This is a genomic window from Vibrio sp. 10N.222.48.A3 (assembly GCF_041475345.1).
GTDB lineage: Bacteria > Pseudomonadota > Gammaproteobacteria > Enterobacterales > Vibrionaceae > Vibrio > Vibrio tasmaniensis_A.
The window spans coordinates 1-296 of sequence record NZ_JBFRVX010001769.1 but is presented as its reverse complement, the minus strand read 5'-3'; the positions used below and the strand labels follow the sequence as shown (position 1 = coordinate 296).

General features: G+C 28.7%; 1 pseudogene. It reads right to left on the bottom strand.

Annotated elements, in window-relative coordinates:
• Positions 1-172: 172 nt before the first annotated feature.
• Positions 173-296: pseudogene (locus AB4653_RS28830) on the bottom strand (sugar-binding transcriptional regulator); the annotation flags it as partial.

Sequence of the window (296 nt, the reverse complement as noted above, 5' to 3'; positions counted from 1 at the left end):
TTTCTAACTAAACCTATAAATATTATTTATAGGCCAAAGTATAAGAATTAATTATGATCGTATAAATTTATAATAATAAAATATAGATAATGGATAATTCTATCTTTTATTATTGGACAGTTTAATTAATCCACGAACTTATTAAAATAATAGATATTTACAAAAGAGTTAACTATGGAGACGCATGTTTCAACTGCTCATCCAAGTTAAGTACCGTCAAAGCATTACTTACGCTGGTTGCAATCACGTCTACTACGCCGGTTCTTAATGCACCTAATAAAGCTAATGGCTTACTG